This window comes from Paenibacillus algorifonticola (assembly GCF_000971975.1).
Taxonomy (GTDB): domain Bacteria; phylum Bacillota; class Bacilli; order Paenibacillales; family Paenibacillaceae; genus Pristimantibacillus; species Pristimantibacillus algorifonticola.
On the sequence record NZ_LAQO01000015.1, the window covers coordinates 127,606 to 148,053 of the forward strand.

Genomic DNA, 20,448 nt, shown 5'->3' on the forward strand with positions numbered 1-20,448 from the left:
GTGCAGCTTTAACCGATAAGCTGATTCGGGCTAATATAAGCGATAGGAGAATTAGGGACTTAGGGCTGCTTAGGGGATAATGATTCCGAATGGAGGAGAAAAATGAACCGGACAGGGGCTAATAAGACGGTTTTCCGCAGGGCTAAGTTTCGAATGGTGCTAATCGCTGCCGTTGTTGGGTTATTAGCGGCTATTTCCGCTGTAGGTATGGCGGCCTTTTTGCCCTCCGAGCCGCAAGAAGAGCCAGTCATCATGGAGGTCGGGGGCTTGCCGGTAACCGAAGCCGAGTTTCTGCTTTATATGGATAAGGAAAGAGGAGCCGTTACCAACTATTTCAACGTAACTTATGGGGCCGAAGATAGTGAAGCCTATTGGACGGAAACATTCGGAGCAGAGCGCCCGATTGATAAGCTTAAACAGCAAGCAATGAACGAGGCTGTCAAAGGAAAAACATTGCAGCTGCTGGCAGTAGAAAAGGGGCTTGTAACAGACAGCTCCTTTCAAAGCTTTGTTAACCAATGGGAAAAAAATAATACAGAGCGGGGCGAAAGTTTAGATCAGGGGCAGGCGATTTTTGGTTTGGCGCAATACGATCTCAGCCAGTATTACTTCTATTCATTAAGCCAATTAAGGCTGGACCTTGAGGAGCAGCTGGGAGAAGAGGCACTGAAGGTGACGAAGGAGGAAGTGAAGGACCGTTATCAATTCCATGCTGCAAAGTTTGAAAATCAAACCCAAATCACCTTCAATGAACTGTCCGTCTCCTACAGCAATGAAGAAAGGGAAGCAGCAGGCGAAAAAATAAAGCTGGCTCTTAAGCTGCTAGACTCCGGTACTCCTTTTGAAGAAGTAGGAAGGAAGTACGGCAAAGACGGCATACGTCAGAGCACGCTCGTTCTAAACGAGCAAGCCTCCCCGCTTAAGGCCGACTCCATGCTGAAGCAAGCCGCCGAAAAATTAAAGGCTGGCGAGCATTCTGCCATTATTGACAGAGGCAGCAGCTTCTCCATTATTCAAATGATTAACAAAAATGAACAGTATGCGGTTCCCATTGCGACTCTTGAATCCCAGCTGCAAAGCGAAGTGCTTCATCATAAATTCGAGCGTTACGTTGCGGAAAAGGTAAAAGCAGTGAAGATCAGCATCAATCAAGAAGCCTTCGATCGGCTGAAGGCAGGATCATGAACTGCCAAGCAGGAGCGACTAGGGTGTGTATGCAATCCGGAGCCGGGGTGCAACTCCTTGCTTAGCGCTTATTCAAGGCCAATCTTATCGGACGATTCAAGGCCGAGGAACCGCAGTTTGTGATTTTTGCTGAGAGCTCTGTAGCTGAGAGCACTGTTGCTGAGATCTCAAAGCTCGGGACGGTCACTCCTTTTTTGGAGGACTGAGGTTCCGCTATTCTGGCTTTTGACCCGATTTCAGGCCGTAAGCGGACAGGAAATCCGTTATCGTCCTCCTCATCCCGTCAAAATGACCATTTGCGGAGCATTAGCGTCTCCTGAGTCCGCAGCCTGTGCCATAACCCTTGATCCTGTTGAAATAGCTGCTGCTGTGTCCGCCAAGTCTAGCTTTGTTAAGGGTGAACCCCTGAAACGAAGAGCATGAAGCTTCCATTTGCCAACTATCAAAATTTAAAACGAGGCTGTCCCGGAGATCATTTCTGACCTTTCGAGACAGCCTCGTTCATTTTCCTGTCCTGACTATTCTATTGGCGACGATAGCTTAACGTTCAGAAAGAGCGGTAACAAATGCGCTCAATGGGGTAGCTGGACGTCCAAGCAGCGTTTCCAGATCATTGCTTTCCACATCGAGGGAGCCTTCACGGATTGGGCCTTGCATATCAACAAACATCGCTACGACAAAATCAGGCAGGCCTGCTTGAGCCAAAGCTTGACCGAGTGCAGCGTCGTCTACATCCACAACGTTGATTTCTTTGCCCAATGCTTCACCAGTGATAGCTGCGAGCTCAGCTTGCGTGCGAGGCTTGCCCGACAGCTCGTAGACGGTATTGTCGTGTCCTTCGCCAGCCAGAACTGCTGCTGCCGCTTCGGCATAATCGCTGCGTAATGCCCAGCCTGCACGCGCAGTGCCAGCGGCATTCAGCCAAGGTGCTCCGTGGATGGCGCCTTGCACGCTGCCAGCTTCGTTTTCAGCATACCAGTTGTTCCGCAGCAGAGAATATGGAATTCCCGTTGCAAGAATCGCTTCTTCCGCAGCGCGGTGGACTTCTGCGAGGGAGAGCGTGCTCTTATCTGCTTTGGCAACACTTGTGTAAGCAATGAAGCCTACGCCTGCTTTTTTGGCGGCGTCGATAGCGGCTTGATGCTGGCGAATACGTGTAGCATTATCTGCATCAGCGGAAACGATCAGCAAACGGTCCACACCAGCAAATGCTGTATCGAGGGTTTCGGGCTGATCAAAGTCACCGTGGCGTACGTCAATGCCTTGTGCTTGCAAATGCGCGGCTTTTTCTGGCGTACGCACACTTACTGCAAGCTGTTCAGCGGGCAGTTTTTTTAATAGTGTATCGATTACGAGGGAGCCAAATTGTCCAGTTGCGCCAGTTACTAAAATTTTCATGATTCATTCCTCCATTGGTTGGGTTTGTGTGAAATAAAACGGGATTCAACTATTGAATTCCCCTTGTAGCCTAGCTTTAGTTACTTTTGAAACTTTCACTGTTATAACCTAAGTAGTTACAACGAGGGCGTAAAAAAAAGCCGTTGCAAGAGCTTTTTTTAACAGACTTGTCCCAGTATCTTCGCAATGCTCACGCTGCTCAATCTCTGCTCCATAGCGGCTTGAGCTTCAGCCAGTTCTGCCGTAAGCGAGGCTTCAATGGTTCTGCCTACAGGGCATCGCGGGCTAGGATTTTGATGAAAATTGAACAAGGGTCCCTCATCAATGACTTCAACTGCATCATACACTTCCAATAAGCTAATAGATGCGGGGTCCTTCAATAGAGTAGCACCACCGACACCGGGCCGGACGCTAATCAAACCGGCTTTTTTCAGCTGGGCCATAATTCTTCGGATGACGACGGGATTCGTATTCACGCTGCCAGCAATAATATCCCCTGTGCAATCTCCCGGCATAACAGCAATCAACGTAAGAATATGGACGCCCATCGAGAAGCGGCTGCTGAATTGTTTCATTGTTATCACCACCGTTGTAACTATCATAGTTACTTCTAAGCGTAATGTCAATCCTGTTATTTTATTTTTTTGTGTTTTGGTTCATTGATTTTGCATGACTTGGGTGAAGAGAAATCTAAGAAGATGTTACTGGCCTATAGTCTTTGATTCGTATGATATACTAAAAATGTGTCATTTTGTAAAATATGAGATCAATAAAGGGTGGTTTTCAATGATCCTAACAAAAGGTCAAAAAATCGATGTTACAAAAGGTCGCGGGATTTCTGATGTTGTCATTGGGCTTTCTTGGCAGACGGCAGATGCAGCAATCGATATAAATGCATCAGCTTTTCTCTTAAATCAAGCAGGTGTATGTGCCCAAGATGAAGATATGATCTTCTACAATCAACCATTCAGCCGGCAGCATGCCGTTACGCACGCAGGCCCGGTGAATGGAGATCAAGAGCATATAAAAATTTCGGTAGGGAAGGTACCGAGTGATATACACAAAATCGCGGTAACACTCACCATTCATGAGGGGGAACTGCACGGCCAAGCCTTTTCCCAGGTTCGTGGCGCCGTAGGACGAATCTATAACCCAATCAACGGCGAGGAGATAGGAAGATTCAATTTCGGTGAAGGTCTTAGCATAGAAACAGCTATCGTTGTTGGGGAGTTTTATCTCCATAAAGGGGAGTGGAAGTTTAACGCTGTCGGAAGCGGATTTGAGGGAGGGCTCGCCGATCTTGTTAGAAATTTTGGACTCAAGGTATCGAGCGAATCACATGTGGAAGCAGCAGCCGCTGCTGAACCTGCCGCTGTCCCTGCCAAGCCGAGCCAACTGCTAAAAGTGGAGCTCAAGAAGAAAGAGAGCATTAATATTCAAAAGTCAGCCAAGGTTACGGCGACTCTGGAATGGCAAACAGACAGGGATTTGGATCTATACTGTTTTTATGTAACAAAGGACAGGGAGGTTGGCAAAGTCTATTATCGCAACCTTGGATCGAAACATATTGCACCGTACATTCAACTGGATGGGGATGCTATGGGGCAGGGTAAAGAAACGATAGTTATTCATCGGCCAGAAGCGTTAAGCTTCGTTTTATTTGCTGCCTATAGCGCAATAAGCAATGGATCGGGCAGCTTTAGATCGATGGAGGTTCGCGCAGTTGTTGAAAATCATCAGGGCCATACCGTAACAGCACCACTGCTTGAAGAAAACAATTATGCCTATTGGGTAGCAATTGTCCATATCGATTTCACAGATGCCAAGCAAATGCGAGTCAGCCACGTAGAAAAATACTCCAATGATGGGGTGGAGCGCAGTCCGCTTCTTTATGAAAAAGGCGATTTTAAAATGGATGTTGGTCCAGAAGAATTTAAGGATGATTGGGACTGAATGACGATGTTGCAATGCTATTGCATTGCTTTTAACCTGCGAATAGGAAGTGTTATATGATTAAAAGGTTTATCGGTATTTTGCTTGTTCTTTGCTTAGGTTTAAGTATACCTGTCCCTGCTTTTGCTGATGACAAGACTTTTGAATTGTATTTGAATAATGAAAAGCTTATTGGGATTAATCCTGTTTTAGAAGCAGGTGTCATGTATGTACCGTACCGCAAGCTCTTTAATGTACTAGGTTATAAGGTTGCTTATGATTCGGACACTGAGGAGATATCTGCATCAAATAATGATTCTGAGATTTTTTTCTGGGCGGGTGAGGATATCGTAGAATCTAACGAAGGATCCTACCTATTAGATAAACCTATTTCTATAATGAATGGACAAGTTTATCTGCCTATTCGACTTGTGGGTCAACTTACCAAGCATTCAACAAAAGAAAACGATACATATGACGAAATATGGTTATGGTCAAGAACAGGCCATTAATGAGCTTCTTGAAAAATATTACAAAACTCATAGCCCAAAATTACTAACAGGGGACAATCGTGAGTGGCTGTATCTTGATCACGAATTTGATTATGATGCATACCGATATGTCAGTGAAGTTCCTGATAGGGAATTCATCGTAAAGATCGATAGTATTAAATATACTTCTGCTTATGAAGCGTCCCTACAAGTTACTTATACTCAAAATTCACAAGTATTAAATCAAAAAGATGAAATGTTATTCGAAATCCGAAATGAAGGTGGAGAGTGGAAGATTTCGCATTCTATTTGGATGTCGCAACAAATGGATCTTCCAACGGACATCGATAATACAGCATCAAACATAGTAGAAAAACAAAATAAAGCACAGCTCGCCGTTTTGTCTGATTTAAAAACCTATTATAAAGCATATAACGAAGAAAACCTGGATCTCACGCTTCAATATACGTCCCCTTCATTTATTAGACGTTGGGATGCAAAAATGATGAAGATAGATTCAACGTGGGAGAAGTATTTGAGGTTTAACTTTGACAATTCAGAAACAAGGTACAAGCTCTCTAAAGAACGCGTGGTCTTCATTGGAGAAAAGGATGCAGTCGTGCAAGGTATGCTGGATTGGAGTGATTCAACGGAAGGCGTAGCGGAAGGTGATGTGGTGTTTGAAGCCCTCATTTACTTAGAGTATGCAAATGGTCATTGGAACTATAGAACTGACCTTGATATTGATCAGGATTATAATTATAGAGAGGAATATGCACCGTCCAGCATTCAAACTGAAAGCTAAAGGAACCGGGGTGTCTATGCAAAGTGGAGTCGGCCCGCTGCGCCTTGCACAGCGCTTATTCGAGGCAAAACTCATCTGACGATTCAAGGCTTTAGAAAACGTAGCAGGTGGTTGTGTCTAAGACCGCTGTTGCCGAGGCCTCGCAGATCGCAACACTCTCTCCTTTTTTTGAGGACTGAGGTTCCGCTATTCTAGCCTTTGATCCGATTCTAGGCCGTAAGCGGACAGGAAATCCGTTATTGCCCTCATTATCCGGTTAAAATAGCGATTGGGAGCGCAATAGCTGCTCCTGAGTCCGCGAACTATACCATAACCCGTGATTCGGTTGAAATAGGGTCTGCTGTGTCCACCAAGCCTATCGGGAATATGTTTGACGCTGGCTTCGATCAGGATTTGGCGGGATTACGTTTCCATACACGGCCTACAATAGTCAGCACCAACTAAAAGCATCATCCCAAAGAACTGCATTCAGACGAATGCGGTTTTTTGTTATATTCCCTCGCCCTGCCGGATGAACCAATGAAAGTGCTATTTTACCTAATCATCGTGTCATTACATTGATTTATGTCATTGATAAAATAATGAAAACGGATACAACGCAATAAGGCATCATGCGCATTAAGCTAGGAGAGGGTGTTACGGATGAACGAGACAGGCGTCGGACGCTTGGGCAGCAGGCTATTTTTCATGGGACCTGCGCTGTTGATTTTTTTGGCAGTCATTATTGTGCCGATCAGTATGAGTATTTATTATAGCTTCTTCCAATGGGACGGAGTTTCGGCAAAGATTTTCAACGGAGGGGACAATTTCAATCGGCTGCTTCATGATCCGGTTCTATGGACCTCGCTCAAAAATTCGGTGTATTTAACTTTGGGAGCGCTTTTAATTCAGCTGCCGGTCGGTTTGTTTTTTGCCATTGTGCTTGGCTACAAGCTGAGAGGATCAAATTTTTTGAAAACGATTTATTTCACACCGGTTATGCTGTCTACAGCTGTGCTTGGCATTTTGTGGGGGCAAATTTACGACCCGAATTTCGGGCTGCTGAATAATTTGCTTATGCAGCTTGGACTCGACAGCTTTGCACATGCCTGGCTGGGAGAGGAAGCAACGGCGCTAGGGTCGGTTATCGCGGTTGTCGCTTGGCAGTTTATCGGCTTTTATATTATCGTCTATATCGGTGCGCTTCAGGGCATTTCTGAAGAGGTGCTGGAGTCGGCACGAGTAGAAGGCGCCGGAGAGTGGAGAATTATTTTCAGCATTCAAATCCCGCTGATCTGGCCGACGATTACGTTCACGGTGCTGAACTGTGTGATCAATTCTTTGAAATATTTCGACCTGATCTATATTATGACGGGCGGCGGGCCGAATAATAGCAGCGAAGTGCTAGCAAGCTATATGATGAAAAATGCATTTCGCATGATGGATTTCGGTTATGGCAGCACCATCTCCACCTTCCTGCTGCTGTTCGGGCTCTGTCTCGCATTTATTATTTCAAAGCTTCTGGGCCGCACTGGCGCCAGATTCCAATAAGAGAAAGGAGAGATGAAGGTGAGCGCGACTCAAACGATGCAGCCGGCGGGGACGCGCGGCAAAGGTTTTTCCCGATTGCTGCTGTATGTGCTGCTACTGGTGCATCTCGTATTTACAGGATATCCGTTCGTATGGATGGTCATTTCGTCATTTAAAACCAACAAGGAGTATTTCGCGAACCCTTGGGGGTTGCCGGAATCGTGGCATTTTGATAATTTTGTGCAGGCCTGGAACCAAGGCATCAACGGCTATTTGTTCAACAGCCTGTACATTACCTTTTTCTCGGTTGTCGGGCTGCTGATCGTATCGACACTGATTGGCTTTTATTTATCGATTCGGCCGTTTAAAGGCTCGAAGCTGCTGCTGGGAGCATTTTTTCTCGGCATGCTTATCCCAATCCACAGCACCTTGATTCCGTTGTTTACGATGGCGAACAAGCTTGGCGTGTATGATTCGTTCTGGGCTTTGTTTTTCCCGTATATCGCCTTTAACCTGCCGGTCGCTGTCTTTATTGCCCATGGCTTCTTTCAGGGCGTGCCGAAGGAGCTGGAGGAGGCGGCCATGATTGATGGCTGCTCGATTTATCAGACGTTTTTCAAAGTGTATTTTCCGATTGCGAAGCCTGTGCTGGCGACGATTACGATTCTTTCCTTTTTCAACATTATGAATGATTTCGTCTTTCCGCTAGTCATGGTATCCAAAGAATCACTCAAAACGCTGCCGCTCGGCCTCATGATGTTCAAAGGCAACTTCAGTGCCGATTATTCGCTGATTAGCGCGGCATTGGTCATCACGACAGCTCCTATCATTATTTTATACATGTTTCTGCAAAAGTATATTCAAAAGGGGGTTGTAGCGGGCGCGGTTAAAGGCTAATAGAAACATCTATTTATGAGCTGCGGCATTCGACACTATCCAAGGGGGAAACAAACATGAAAAAGGGTCTTATCTTATTGTTGGCAATGATGATGGTAGTAATGGCAGGCTGCTCAAACGCCGGAAACAAGGCGGAAGGCGGATCGACGGAGGCATCATCGGGCGATGTAACGAAGCTGACCATGTGGAGCATGGAAACGAGAAACAAGGATATTATTGAAAAGTCGATCAAGCAATTCAACGACGAGCATCCGAATGTGGAGCTTACGGCCGAGTTTTTTGAAGACGAAGCTTTGAAAACAAAAATGAAAGTAGCGATTACAGGCAACCAAGTACCGGATATTATTACGTACTGGAGCGGTGAAACCTTCGACACGCTTGTATCCAACAGCATGCTGGGCGATATTACCGAGCCGCTTAGCAAGGATGAAGCGTTCAAAAACGATGTGCTTAACGGCGGATTGGAAACGTTCTCTTACGACGGCAAAAACTACGGTATTCCCGTTCTGTTCAGCGGAGTATCCCTATGGTACAACAAACAAATTTTTGATGAAAATGGTCTGACTCCTCCGACAACCTACGCGGAACTGCTAAGTGTTGTGGATCAACTGAATGCTAAAAATATCGTTCCAATTACAGTTGCAGGCAAAGATCGTTGGCCGGTTCTGCACTGGTTCTCTTATCTGGCACAGCGTATCGGCGGCATGGAGCCGTTCGAGAAAGCGAAAAAAGGCGAAGCCGATTTTACACAAAACAGCTTTGTGAAAGCGGGCGAAATGCTGCGTGAGCTTGCCGTCGATCATAAAGGCTTCATCAATGGTTTCCTTGGTCTTGATTATGCAGCTGCGGAATCGCTGTTTACGAACGGCAAAGCTGCGATGTATCTGCAGGGTGAATGGGCAATGAACTCCTTCCTGGATGGTGATTTTGCCGATAAAGTAGGCTTCGTACCATTCCCGACAGTAGATGGCGGCCAAGGCGGCATTAACATTTACCAAGGCGGCTTCGGCGCAGGCATGGCGATTTCTTCCAAGACGAATCAAGAAGCTGCTTATGAAGCGATCCGTTTCCTAACTGACTCCCTGCAACGGAAGGAAATTAACGAAGGCGCGAACATCAGCCCGATGAAAAACCCAGGACTAGACGAGGCGAAGATGAATCCGCTCGCGTTTGCATACGACAGCTCTATCAGCAGCAGCTTGGAAGGCTTCTTCAGCTACTACGACCAAGCGCTTGACGCGAAGCGTGCCGAGCAGTTCCTGAACTCGGTCGGTGCGATTGTTGGCCAAAATTCAAGCAGTGTTAAAGACGAGCTGGCGAAAATTAAGTAACAGCAGCAAGAGCATACGAGACAGGAGGCGTTTACGATTAACGTAATTAACAATCCGATATTGCGGGGGTTTAACCCCGATCCTTCGATTATTCGTGTCGGAGACGATTATTATATTGCGACCTCGACTTTCGAATGGTTTCCCGGTATCCAAATTCATCATTCTCGCGATTTGAAAAACTGGCGGGTGCTTACGCATCCGCTTGCCCGGGCCAGCCAGCTTGATATGATCGGCAATCCCGACTCCGGCGGAGTATGGGCGCCGTGCCTGAGCTACGATAACGGCACCTTCTATCTGGTGTTTACCGATGTGAAAAGCCATATGGGCCCATTCAAGGACACGCATAACTATGTCGTTACGGCAACTGATATTATGGGGCCGTGGTCAGAGCCGATTTATTTGAACAGCAGCGGCTTTGACCCTTCCCTGTTCCATGATGAGGATGGCACCAAATGGCTGGTCAATTTAACATGGGATCACCGGAAAGGGAAAAATCCGTTCGGCGGCATCGTCATTCAGCAGTATTCTGAGGAGCTAAAGGCGCTAACGGGACCGATTCAAACGATATTCGACGGCACGCCGCTTGGTTTGACGGAAGGTCCTCATATTTACCGTCATGACGGCTATTATTATTTGATCACTGCCGAGGGCGGCACGCGTTTTGGTCATGCGGCTACGGTGGCCCGCTCACGGACGCTGCTCGGCACCTATGAGGCCGATCCGGCGGGCCCGCTCCTTACGTCGGCGGACCACCCAGAGCTAGCGCTGCAAAAGGCGGGCCATGCCAGCCTGGTGGAGACGCAGGATGGACAGTTATACATTGTCCATCTGTGCGCGCGGCCGCTCAGCCCTTCGGGAAGCTGCACGCTTGGACGGGAAACCGCCATTCAGCGGTGCGTTTGGACGGAGGACGGCTGGCTGCGGCTAATCGGCGGGAGCCACTCGCCGGAAGTTCAAGTGAGCGCGCCTGCGCTGCCGGAGCATCGTTTTGAGGCGGAGCCGGAAGTCGAGCATTTTGACGGGGATGCGATCAGCATTCATCTTCATACGCTGCGCGAGCCACGGGCCGATCAATGGGCAACGCTGAAGGAGCGTCCCGGCCATATGAGGCTGAAGGGAAGAGAGTCGCTGTATTCCTCTCACCGGCAGAGCCTGATTGCACGCCGCCAGCAGTCGTTCACAGTGGATGCTGAAACGGTGGTAGAATTTGAACCAGACACTTATCAGCAGCTTGCTGGGCTTGTATACTATTACAATACAAAGAATTATTATTACTTATGGATCAGTCATGATGAGCAGTTGGGCAAATGCCTCGGCATTATGTCGAGCGACCGCGCTGTATATGATGAGCCGCTTGAGCAGCCCGTATCGATTGATGGGGTAGAGCGCTGCTATTTGAAGGCGGAAATCCGCCATGAGGCGCTGCAATTCCACTATTCGGTGGATGGAGCGGCTTGGCAGCCGATTGGCCCTGTGCTGGACGCCAGCAAAATATCGGATGAGAACGCCGAGCTGGTGAAGGATGGCATTGCGCTGGATCAAGGCTTCACCGGGGCATTTATCGGCATTTGCGTACAGGATTTAAGCGGACGAGGCAAGTATGCGGACTTTGATTATTTCAAGTATTCTGAAAGGTGAGCTGATGATGAGCATGAACGTAATGGATGCGGCCGTAATGAACAAACCGCTGGATATCGAGATTCAAAAAGTACCCGTTCCGACGCCGAAAGACGATGAGGCGCTCGTCAAAGTATACTGTATTGGCGTATGCGGCTCGGACGTTCATTATTATGAGCACGGAAGAATTGGCCGGTATGTCGTGGAAAAGCCGATTATTCTTGGCCACGAGCTGGCTGGCGAGGTAGTTGCTGTCGGCGCGGGCGTATCCAATGTCGCGATTGGCGACCGGGTAGCCGTAGAGCCGGGCGTAGCATGCGGCCGCTGTGAATATTGCAAATCGGGCCGTTATAATTTGTGCCCGGACGTTGTTTTTATGGCAACGCCGCCAGTTGACGGCGCATGGGCCGAGTATGTAGCGGTACGCAGCGATTTCTTATTCAAGCTGCCAGATGAAATCAGCTTTGAGCAGGGGGCGCTTCTGGAGCCATTGTCCGTAGGCCTTCACGCGATGAATCGCGCAAAGGTTACTCCGGCAGACCGTTTGCTCGTAACGGGTCTTGGCCCGATCGGCCTGCTTGCGATTCAGGCAGCAAAGGTGTTTGGCGTTAGTGAAATTTATGCGACGGACGTTGTGCCGTTCCGCCAGGAGCTGGCGAAGGAAATGGGCGTTACGGCGGTTATCGATCCGATGAAGGAGGATGTGCAGGCGCGCATTGCCGAATTGACCAGCGGAAAAGGCGTTACCGTTATCGTCGAGACATCTGGAAACGGGCGGGCTATCGCCGATGCGGTACGTACCGTCAAGCGCGGCGGACGCATCGTGCTTGTCGGGATGCCGGCGGCCTCTGAAATTCCGGTTGATGTGAACGCGATCATCGATGCAGAGGTGGATGTGCTCGGATTGTTCCGTTATGCCAACACCTACCCGGGCGCCATTCAAGCACTCAGCCAGTCCAGCGTTGACATCGAGAAGGTCATTACCCATAAATATGCGCTGCGGGATACGAAGGAAGCGGTTGAAATGGCCCGCACGCAGAAGGACACTAGTATAAAAATAATGATCTACCCTAATAAATAACCGTATGCGGACAAAGCCTATCCTTTCATGAACGACGAGAGGGTAGGTTTTGTGCAAGTTTTACTGGAGGAAGAAGAAGTGGGATATTTCAAAAAAATGGGACTGGATCAGACGAGAGGTCAAATTTTTGTTGGCTTTATTTTGACCATGTCGCTTGTCCTGCTGATTACGGTAAGCAGCCTCTATGTGCTGCTGTCCAAGGTGCAGCGGGAAAATGCGGCACTGTATATTGACGAGATTGCGCTGCAAGCAAGCGGGAGGCTGGAATCGCAGCTTAACGAGGTTAACGTTCTAACGCTGCAGCTGGCAATGGATGACCGGATACAAGAAGCACTCGGCTTGGAGAAGCAGGGGCATTGGGCGGTCTATGACGAACGAATGAAGCTGAGGAAGCTGCTCATTGAGAAGACGGCTTACTCAGATACGATAAAGGATATTGAGCTTTATAGCTTGTCTCGAAGCCTCTACCCCATCGTGGAGAAGAGTATTGGAGAGCGGATAGAGGAGCGTTATTTGCAGCAGACGGATGAAATTCATCAGGCCGGAGCGATTATATGGATCGGACGCGATCCAGACAATCCGGAATATTTGCTGGCCGTCAGGCAGGTAAAGCTGGAGAAGGAGAAATATGCGAAGGGCGGCTATTTGCTCATCCGGCTTAAGCCTTCGATTATCGAGCTGGCCACTACGGACAAGGCGAAGGACAAAGGCCGTGTGATGCGGCTTCTTGATGAGAACAATAACAGCATGAACGTGGGGGAAGACAGCGGACTGCTCCTGTCTGTCGGCGCGGTTGAAGGAGAGAGCGGCGATTATGTAACGGTAGAGCGGGCCATCCGATCGACAGGCTGGAAGCTGCAAATTATGATTCCCAAGCAAACGCTGACCGCTGATATTTACTTTTTGCGCGATGTGCTGCTTTGGGCGAGCGTGCTAAGCATTTTCGTATTTGGCCTGCTGTCTTATTATTTATCCAAGTTTATTACATCGCCAATCAGAAGCCTGACGCGCATTATTCAGGGCGGCAAGCACGGCAGTCCGCGGGAAAACCCCGATCAGTATTTCAACCGCGAGGTTAATCAGCTGAATTTGACGTATAACCAGATGGTTAAGCAAATTAATTATTTGATTAAATCGGTGTACGAGATTGAAATTGTGAAGAGCAAAAGCGAAATTAAAGCGCTTCATTCACAAATCAATCCGCATTTTTTATTCAACACACTCGATTCGCTCTACTGGGATCATATCCGCAAAGGAGAGCAGGAGCTGGCGCAGACCGTCATTCAGCTTGCCGACCTGTTCCGGTATACGATTCATTCAAGCACCCAGGACGGATTTGTCACGATCGATGAGGAGCTGGAGCAGGTCAAGCGGTATGGCGATATTATGAAAATGCGCTGGCGCGACAGGCTCGCCATTGAAATAGACTGCGAGCAGCGGCTTGGCGGCGTGCGAATTCCCAAGCTCTCGATTCAGCCGCTGGTTGAAAATGCCATTGTGCATGGCATAGAGCCTATGGAGCATGGCGGCACCATCAAGCTGCGCGTAAGGGAGGAAGCAGGAGTCATTTCCTTTACGGTGCACGATAACGGCATTGGCATAGAGCCAGATCAGCTGCATCAAATAAGAGAACGCTTACAGAATGATTTGAGCATTGCTTTTGTAACGGGCAAAAACGGGATCGGCCTGTTCAATGTGTGCAAGCTGATCCAGCTTCACTACGGGAAGCAATACGGCCTAACCATTGACAGCGCGCCGGGCGCCGGAACGACGATTGTATTGAAAATTCCGCTAAAGCCCGAGCCGGAGAAGGGAGCTTCTGACGATGAATCACAGCATACTGGTCGTTGATGATGAGTACAACTCGCGCATGGGGGTGGCATTCACCCTGGAGCAGTGGGGGGAGGACAAGGTGCAGATCGATATGGCTGACAATGGAAAGCAGGCTATTCGGCTGCTTCGGGAGAAGCCATATGATCTGCTCATTACCGATATCCGGATGCCGCTCATGACGGGCATCGAGCTGCTTGAGACGCTGCGCGGCGAGCAGAATGGCATAAACACGATTTTACTCACCGGCTTTGCGGAATTTGAGTATGCCCAGAAAGGGCTGAAGCTTGGTGCCGTCGATTATTTGCTGAAGCCGATTCGGCAGGAGCAGCTGATTCGGGCGGTCGGAAAAGTTATTCAGTCCAAGTCGGAGGAAGCGGCAAACGGGCTTTCCTATGGCGTGCCTTCCACCAATGCTTATATTCTTAGTGCCGTTAAGTATATCCATGAAAGTATCGGCATGCCTTTGTCGATCAAGGAGGTCGCCCAGCATGTCCATCTGAATCCAAGCTATTTCAGCGTGTTGTTCAAAGAGGAGACGGGCGTAAGCTTCAGCGATTATGTCATCCGGCTTCGAATGAAACGGGCTAAGGAGCTGCTCTATCATTCTCCGCTTAGCTTGGACGGTATTTCTGAGCAAATCGGCCTGCAGACGGCGAGCTATTTCATCCGGATTTTCAAAAAATATGAAGGCATTACGCCAAAGCAGTACCGGGAGCAGCTTAAGATGATGGCAGCCCACGGGAGCCAAGGGTCGCTGTCTTAGCTTCTAAAAGCTGCCCGAACAGCCCTCTTCCGTCTTAATCCACCTGTCTTAAGGAGGAAGAGGGCTGCTATTGATTTTCAGCTAAAAAGGCAATCTGCTTACGATCAAATTCGGCAGCGTGCTTGCCTATCCATATCAGGTGGCCCCATGAATCCAGAATAAAGGCTTCCGAATGCACAATATGGGCTTTGGCATACTCAGCATGGCTGGGAGCAACGGAACGATCATTTTTGCTGTGCATAATTAGCGTAGGAGCTTTGATGGAACATAACTCTCTCGTATAATCTTTCTGGGTTTGCTCGAGATCAATAAGAAAGCCTTTATGTGAACGCTGTCTGTTGTTCATTTCGCGAAATAATTCAATAGCAAGATTATCCAGCCTGGCATACGCCTCAGCTGGTGATAGGGTAGAAAAGGAAGAAAGCAACATCCTAAACATGAGTCGCGGCAGAAGGTTATTCATCCCAGCTAGTATGAGCCAAGTTCCTTTTTCCACCCCGGGTTTGAAAATCAGCCTTCCCATGCGATAGGCTTTATCGTTTGAAGAGAGCCAGGGCATGGAGATTGCGCATTGTAAGGTCAGGCTTGCCACTCGTTCAGGAAATTGTGCACAAAAAAGGATACCTGTTGGACCTCCCGCTGAAGCTGCAATAACATGTACTTTTGCAATATGCAGGTGATCCAGCAGAGCCAAGTATAGATCACAGGCTTGCTGCAGCTCGGGAATAGGGAAGGTCTGACTATAGCCTGATCGGGAGGGGGTAATAATGGAATACCCCGAAGCGACAAGGTTCTGGTAGCCGAACTCTTCATAGCAGTTGGAGTGCCCGCCATGAAAAAGCAGCAGCGGCGGTCCTTCGCCCACAATGGAGTATTCAAGCACATATTCACCTACTTGCATGGTGCTCACTTGGCGATCCATGACGTCCCATCCTTCCAATCTGTTGCTACTATGTGCTGTCCATATAAAGCGGAATACTGAATTTGTAATCGTGCCCACGGCTTTTTTTTCGCAGCGCAGGAGATCACCTCTTTTATTAAAAATAATTCCCTGCCCAGCTGTTTTTCATGCTCTAGCCGCCCGGATTCACAGGTTTGACGAAAAAACGTGCTACATCTACTATTCCAGTGGCAGGGCTAACCATGCTTTTACAACAGCTTCTACGAGCCTAGAACTGTATAGAAGAGCTTCGGCGGGTACGAACGGAGCAAGCACATAAAATACAATAAGCACATATAAACCGTCTTATATAACAGAAAGAGGGTGTCCACGGCCATTAAAGCCGATAGGACACCCTCTTCTTTGCAATCAGGCTATCAGTTCCCGTCATTCTCCGCCTTTGGCGCTTCTATAAACAAAGGCTCAATAAAAGTCACGCTGTATTGCTCGGAAATGAATTCCTTGCTGTAGCCCTGTTCTTTGAAATGAGCCATCAGCTCCGGTGAAAACGAGGAAATCAGCAGGGAGGCGGCGATGGTCGGCAAAATTTGTGGCCGCAGCTGCCCTGCTGCTGCGGCTTCCTCCAGCAGTTTGCTGACCGTCGCATGCATGAAGGCATATGGCTCAGCTTGGAACCAGCCCTGAATGTTCTTCTCGTCGGCACAAATAGCGGAAAGAATAGGACGTATATATTCTCGCAGCTCAAGGGCGAAAAACAGCAGGCTACGTATAAAGGCCGAGAGGCGTCTGACGACGGGCTGCGCGGCATTTTCTATTAATTCCTGCGTCGTAATCGCTTTGAACTGCTCGAATTGGGTGTGCAGCACGCACACGCAAAGCGTGCCTTTATTCGGAAAACGCCGATAAAGCGTGCCCTGTCCGATTCCTGCTCCTTTCGCAATCTGATGCATATTGACTGCTTCAACGCCATGCTCGTTAAACAGCTGGCGGGCCTTCTCGATAATATCCCGGCCCACCACATCCGTTTCAAAATTCAACTAACCTTCACTTCCTTTAAGCTCACTGTGAGGCTGCTCTGAGGTCGAAACACAAAACTAACTTTCTCAGCATTATGCTTCGACGTGGGATTAACAAAAAACCGAAAAAGCCCGTTTTTTTGTTAATCCCTGGTCGTAAAATAAAACCGAAAAACCCGGTTTTATTTTACTCCCTAAGCCGCTCTTTTCTCCTCCACATCAGGTGCTTTGGTGCGCCGGATGAACAAGCCCAGCCCAAGGGCGATAAAGGCAATAATAAGTCCAACCAGGAACGCGCTGTGCATGCCTGATACGAAGCCTTTGACCTGCTCAAGCGGGGAGGCCGGATCAGCAGAGCTTTCCAAATATTTTTTTGAGCCGGATGACATAATGCTGATGAATAAGGCGGTGCCGATTGCGCCGGCAACCTGCTGCAACGTGTTCATGATCGCTGTGCCATGCGGATACAGCGGGCGGGGCAGCTGATTGAGTGCTGTCGTCTGCGCCGGCATCATCACCATAGAAACGCCGATTAGCAGCACGATATGGATAAAGATAATATAACCTATACTTGTCAGCTCGTCGATGCCAGTAAACATCCATACCGATGCCGCCGTAATAGCGAGCCCCGGAATGACGAGCACCCTTGGCCCAAACTTGTCGAACAGCACGCCGGAAACCGGAGCCATCAAGCCGTTGATTATGCCGCCAGGCAGCAAAATAAGTCCGGCTGCCAGAGCGGTTTTGCCAAGCGCGTTTTGCAGGAAAAGCGGCAGCAATATCATCGTGGAGAACAGCGTCATCATCATCACCAGCATCAGCAGGGCGACAAGGCTGAACATCGGATATTTAAAGGCGCGCAAATCCAGCAGCGGCTGGCTCGACATGAGCTGCTTCACAATAAACAGCAGCAAGGCGATTGCGCCGACGACGATAGACCAAATGACGACTGGACTGTCCCAGCCATCCTCGCCAGCTTTGCTGAAGCCATAAATCAGGCCGCCAAAGCCGATTGATGACAATAAAATCGATAACAGGTCAACCTTTGGACGAGTGATATCCGAAACATTTTTCAAATAAACCGCCGCAAACAAAATGGAAAAAATGGCGAGCGGAATAACTAAGAAAAACAACCAGCGCCAGTTGAAGGATTCAATAATCAATCCCGACAGCGTCGGGCCGATAGCGGGCGCGCTCATAATAACGAGGCCGATCATGCCCATAGCGCCGCCACGCTTTTCCGGCGGGAAGATGACCAAAATCGTATTCATCATGACCGGAAGCATTAACCCGGTGCCAAGCGCCTGAATAACTCGGCCTACAAGCAGCGCAGGAAAGACGGTTGCCGTGCCGCAGACGATGGTTCCGACAAGAAATAAAATCATCGCCGACAGAAACATTTGCCGGGTCGTAAACCACTGCTGAAGCAGTGCCGTAATAGGAACCAATATGCCGACTACGAGCATATAAGCGGTCGACAACCATTGAATGGTTGCGTAGCTGATATCAAATTCCTTCATTAAATCGGGGAACGCAATATTAAGCAGTGTTTCGTTCAGTATCGCGACAAACGCGCCAATAATAAGTGCCGCTACAATAGGTCCTCTTTTTATTCCACTCAAATCCTTGGGTGCTGTATCTAGACTTGCTGTGTTCAAAATCGTTCCTCCTCTAGGCTTCTGTCTCTCTTTAAAATCAGTATGTCCCCGCTCCCATCGGTTCACTCAGCCTCCGTTCAGGCAGCGCATGCCGCCCATTACGTGCGGACAGTTGTCCGCACTGCTGAAAACCATTTTATCGGACAATTGTCCGCAAGTCAACAACGACAATAGTCGTTTCGTCCCCCCAGCATCATTGATTGCCCCATCCCGTATGGAAGTCGGCATCCTATACAATGAAGCTACAAAAGAAGGGGAGATGAAGGCATGCATAAAAATCGAATCGGGGCGTATTTGTTCAGCTTTCCAAGCTTTTTTCTAACCATGGCGCTCGGCATTTATCCGGTTGTATGGGCGCTTCGATATATGTTTTTCGAATATCAAGGGTTTGGGACGCCGAAGTTTATCGGACTTGAGAACTTTGCGCGAGTGGGAAGGGATGCCGAATTTTGGCACTCGGTTCTGAATACTTTCATCTATGCGGGTGGAAAATTAATAATTACGCTGCCGCTATCGCTCATATTGGCGGTTATATTGAATCGGAAGCTGCGGGGACGCCATGCGTTTCGGGCGATTTTTTTCCTGCCAACGATTTTCAGCGCCTCTGTTATGTCCATCGTTTTCTATATTGTGTTCAACTCCTACAACGGCATTATTAATCAGTACTTGATGAAGCTGAATATCGTATCCGCTCCAGTAGACTGGCTGGGCGCTGCACATGCAATGACGACGATCGTCATTATTGCGGTGTGGGGAGCAGTCGGCAACTATATGCTGCTATTTATCGCGGGTCTTCAGAACATTCCAGAGGATGTGTATGAAGCGGCGTCGCTGGATGGTGTAAACCCGGTGCAGCGGATGTGGTACATTACGATTCCAATGCTCGGCCCCGTCCTGCAAATGATTATTATGCTGGCGATTACAACTTCGCTTAAAGGCTATGAGAGCATTATGGTATTGACGGAGGGCGGTCCTTTCGGCAAAACCGAGGTTATGTATTTATACCTGTACAAGCTGTTCTTCCCGCTAACGACGTCAGGCACCTCCGTGCAAAATATCGGCTACGGTAGCGCGGTCGGCTTCACAACGGCTGTTATCGTCGGTATCGTCACATGGCTGTATTTCTGGATGTCGAAAAAGCTTAATAACGTTTATTAAAAAGGGGGAACGATCATGACCATTCGCAAAATACTACTTCGTACGCCAGTATGGCTGCTGCTGCTTGTTACGGGAGCACTGATGCTTTTTCCAATCGTAATCGCGCTATTCGGCTCCTTCAAGACGAACCTGGAGCTGACGACGGGAGCGACGTTTCTCCCTTCCACATGGCAATTTAAAAACTATTTGCAGGCGTGGAATCAAGCTGATTTCTCCGCTTATACCTTCAATAGCTTATATGTAGCCGTGTTCGCTACGGTTGGTACCTTGCTCGTTTCTTCAATGGCGGCCTATGCGGTCGACCGCGTTGCTTTTAGAGGAAAGAAACTATTTATTTTGCTTCAATCGTTTACGTTGTTTATTTCCATCGGCGCCGTCGTGCTGCGTCCGCAGTTCGATCTAATGGTATCCATTGGTTTGCAAAAATCATTATGGGGCGTCATAATCATTTTAATTAGCGCGCATGCGACTGCCTTTTTTATGGTAATCGGCTTTTTCCGCGGCATTCCGCGGGAGCTGGATGAAGCGGCGCTCATTGACGGCTGTAATTTCTACTCCACCTTCTGGCTCATTATATTGCCGCTCCTTCGTCCGGCGCTGGCAGTCGTATCGCTATTTACCTTCCGTAACGCATGGAATGAATATATTTTGCCGCTCGTCTTTTCACTTTCGCGGCCCGATCTTCAGACCTTGCCCGTGGGACTCGCGAATTTGCGCTACGGGGCGGGAGCCGCAGTTGAAAACCAGCTGATGCTCGCTGGCGCATGTATTTCCATTTTCCCTCTGCTCATCGTTTATATTTTCGCGAACCGTTCGTTTATGCAGGTTACGGTTGGCTCGGTTAAAGGCTAACAAACTCCATATGCATTGAGG

18 protein-coding genes are annotated in these 20,448 nt (G+C 48.5%); 13 read left to right on the forward strand and 5 right to left on the reverse strand.

Features of this window, described 5'->3' with window-relative positions; genetic code table 11:
* Positions 1 to 102: 102 nt before the first annotated feature.
* Positions 103 to 1,185 carry a peptidylprolyl isomerase gene (locus WH37_RS19945; protein ID WP_046232378.1) on the forward strand — a complete coding sequence of 361 codons (1,083 nt, stop codon included), beginning with the start codon at positions 103 to 105 and terminating at the stop codon, positions 1,183 to 1,185.
* Between the two features lie 540 nt (positions 1,186 to 1,725).
* On the opposite strand, the gene WH37_RS19950 is transcribed toward WH37_RS19945, so the two are convergent.
* Both WH37_RS19950 and WH37_RS19955 read right to left on the reverse strand, forming a co-directional pair.
* Positions 1,726 to 2,583 carry an SDR family oxidoreductase gene (locus tag WH37_RS19950; RefSeq protein WP_046232379.1) on the reverse strand — a complete coding sequence of 286 codons (858 nt, stop codon included), beginning with the start codon at positions 2,581 to 2,583 and terminating at the stop codon, positions 1,726 to 1,728.
* Between the two features lie 158 nt (positions 2,584 to 2,741).
* Positions 2,742 to 3,158: an Rrf2 family transcriptional regulator gene (locus tag WH37_RS19955; protein ID WP_046232380.1), complete on the reverse strand. Its 417-nt coding sequence runs from the start codon at positions 3,156 to 3,158 to the stop codon at positions 2,742 to 2,744.
* 211 nt (positions 3,159 to 3,369) lie between these two features.
* Here WH37_RS19955 and WH37_RS19960 point away from each other — a divergent pair, with 211 nt between their 5' ends.
* From WH37_RS19960 to WH37_RS20005, 10 genes are all read left to right on the forward strand, one after another.
* Positions 3,370 to 4,536 (forward strand): TerD family protein, encoded by a 1,167-nt coding sequence (locus tag WH37_RS19960; protein WP_046232381.1) that lies wholly within the window; start codon positions 3,370 to 3,372, stop codon positions 4,534 to 4,536.
* Between the two features lie 56 nt (positions 4,537 to 4,592).
* Positions 4,593 to 5,027 carry a copper amine oxidase N-terminal domain-containing protein gene (locus tag WH37_RS19965; protein WP_046232382.1) on the forward strand — a complete coding sequence of 145 codons (435 nt, stop codon included), beginning with the start codon at positions 4,593 to 4,595 and terminating at the stop codon, positions 5,025 to 5,027.
* Positions 4,990 to 5,811: a hypothetical protein gene (locus WH37_RS19970; protein WP_046232383.1), complete on the forward strand. Its 822-nt coding sequence runs from the start codon at positions 4,990 to 4,992 to the stop codon at positions 5,809 to 5,811. Before WH37_RS19965 ends, WH37_RS19970 begins: the two co-directional genes overlap by 38 nt.
* Before the next feature lie 642 nt (positions 5,812 to 6,453).
* Positions 6,454 to 7,341 (forward strand): carbohydrate ABC transporter permease, encoded by an 888-nt coding sequence (locus tag WH37_RS19975; RefSeq protein WP_046232384.1) that lies wholly within the window; start codon positions 6,454 to 6,456, stop codon positions 7,339 to 7,341.
* 18 nt (positions 7,342 to 7,359) lie between these two features.
* Positions 7,360 to 8,217, forward strand: coding sequence for a carbohydrate ABC transporter permease (locus tag WH37_RS19980; protein WP_177218024.1), 858 nt, complete (start codon positions 7,360 to 7,362; stop codon positions 8,215 to 8,217).
* Between the two features lie 56 nt (positions 8,218 to 8,273).
* Positions 8,274 to 9,548: an ABC transporter substrate-binding protein gene (locus WH37_RS33815; RefSeq protein WP_052737095.1), complete on the forward strand. Its 1,275-nt coding sequence runs from the start codon at positions 8,274 to 8,276 to the stop codon at positions 9,546 to 9,548.
* Between the two features lie 36 nt (positions 9,549 to 9,584).
* Positions 9,585 to 11,186, forward strand: a complete 1,602-nt coding sequence (locus WH37_RS19990; protein WP_046232385.1) for a glycoside hydrolase family 43 protein — start codon at positions 9,585 to 9,587, stop codon at positions 11,184 to 11,186.
* Positions 11,187 to 11,190: 4 nt separating this feature from the next.
* On the forward strand, positions 11,191 to 12,246 hold the full coding sequence (locus tag WH37_RS19995) for an NAD(P)-dependent alcohol dehydrogenase (protein WP_414812033.1): 1,056 nt from the start codon (positions 11,191 to 11,193) through the stop codon (positions 12,244 to 12,246).
* A 51-nt stretch (positions 12,247 to 12,297) separates the two neighbouring features.
* Positions 12,298 to 14,097 (forward strand): sensor histidine kinase, encoded by a 1,800-nt coding sequence (locus tag WH37_RS20000; protein ID WP_046232386.1) that lies wholly within the window; start codon positions 12,298 to 12,300, stop codon positions 14,095 to 14,097.
* A complete protein-coding gene (locus WH37_RS20005; protein WP_046232387.1) occupies positions 14,072 to 14,842 on the forward strand; it encodes a response regulator transcription factor in 771 nt (256 codons plus the stop codon). Before WH37_RS20000 ends, WH37_RS20005 begins: the two co-directional genes overlap by 26 nt.
* A 67-nt stretch (positions 14,843 to 14,909) precedes the next feature.
* Here the strand turns inward: WH37_RS20005 and WH37_RS20010 are convergent, their stop codons facing one another.
* The 3 genes from WH37_RS20010 to WH37_RS20020 form a co-directional block, all read right to left on the reverse strand.
* A complete protein-coding gene (locus WH37_RS20010; RefSeq protein WP_046232388.1) occupies positions 14,910 to 15,764 on the reverse strand; it encodes an alpha/beta fold hydrolase in 855 nt (284 codons plus the stop codon).
* A gap of 395 nt (positions 15,765 to 16,159) precedes the next feature.
* Complete coding sequence (locus WH37_RS33820; protein ID WP_052737096.1) at positions 16,160 to 16,780, reverse strand: TetR/AcrR family transcriptional regulator; 621 nt, start codon at positions 16,778 to 16,780, stop codon at positions 16,160 to 16,162.
* Positions 16,781 to 16,953: 173 nt separating this feature from the next.
* Entirely contained in the window at positions 16,954 to 18,417 is a 1,464-nt protein-coding gene (locus tag WH37_RS20020; protein ID WP_046232389.1) for a DHA2 family efflux MFS transporter permease subunit, read from the reverse strand.
* 267 nt (positions 18,418 to 18,684) lie between these two features.
* On the opposite strand from WH37_RS20020, the gene WH37_RS20025 reads away from it, so the two are divergent.
* Together WH37_RS20025 and WH37_RS20030 are read left to right on the forward strand one after the other, a co-directional pair.
* Complete coding sequence (locus WH37_RS20025) at positions 18,685 to 19,575, forward strand: carbohydrate ABC transporter permease (protein WP_046232390.1); 891 nt, start codon at positions 18,685 to 18,687, stop codon at positions 19,573 to 19,575.
* A gap of 15 nt (positions 19,576 to 19,590) precedes the next feature.
* Complete coding sequence (locus WH37_RS20030; protein ID WP_046232391.1) at positions 19,591 to 20,427, forward strand: carbohydrate ABC transporter permease; 837 nt, start codon at positions 19,591 to 19,593, stop codon at positions 20,425 to 20,427.
* The last annotated feature ends 21 nt before the right edge of the window (positions 20,428 to 20,448 follow it).

Coding starts and splice junctions, on each gene's coding strand:
- WH37_RS19945 (WP_046232378.1), top strand. CDS start 103: ATGAACCGGACAGGGGCTAATAAGACGGTTTTCCGCAGGGCTAAGTTT.
- WH37_RS19950 (WP_046232379.1), bottom strand. CDS start 2,583: ATGAAAATTTTAGTAACTGGCGCAACTGGACAATTTGGCTCCCTCGTA.
- WH37_RS19955 (WP_046232380.1), bottom strand. CDS start 3,158: ATGAAACAATTCAGCAGCCGCTTCTCGATGGGCGTCCATATTCTTACG.
- WH37_RS19960 (WP_046232381.1), top strand. CDS start 3,370: ATGATCCTAACAAAAGGTCAAAAAATCGATGTTACAAAAGGTCGCGGG.
- WH37_RS19965 (WP_046232382.1), top strand. CDS start 4,593: ATGATTAAAAGGTTTATCGGTATTTTGCTTGTTCTTTGCTTAGGTTTA.
- WH37_RS19970 (WP_046232383.1), top strand. CDS start 4,990: ATGACGAAATATGGTTATGGTCAAGAACAGGCCATTAATGAGCTTCTT.
- WH37_RS19975 (WP_046232384.1), top strand. CDS start 6,454: ATGAACGAGACAGGCGTCGGACGCTTGGGCAGCAGGCTATTTTTCATG.
- WH37_RS33815 (WP_052737095.1), top strand. CDS start 8,274: ATGAAAAAGGGTCTTATCTTATTGTTGGCAATGATGATGGTAGTAATG.
- WH37_RS19995 (WP_414812033.1), top strand. CDS start 11,191: ATGATGAGCATGAACGTAATGGATGCGGCCGTAATGAACAAACCGCTG.
- WH37_RS20005 (WP_046232387.1), top strand. CDS start 14,072: ATGAATCACAGCATACTGGTCGTTGATGATGAGTACAACTCGCGCATG.
- WH37_RS20010 (WP_046232388.1), bottom strand. CDS start 15,764: ATGGATCGCCAAGTGAGCACCATGCAAGTAGGTGAATATGTGCTTGAA.
- WH37_RS20025 (WP_046232390.1), top strand. CDS start 18,685: ATGCATAAAAATCGAATCGGGGCGTATTTGTTCAGCTTTCCAAGCTTT.
- WH37_RS20030 (WP_046232391.1), top strand. CDS start 19,591: ATGACCATTCGCAAAATACTACTTCGTACGCCAGTATGGCTGCTGCTG.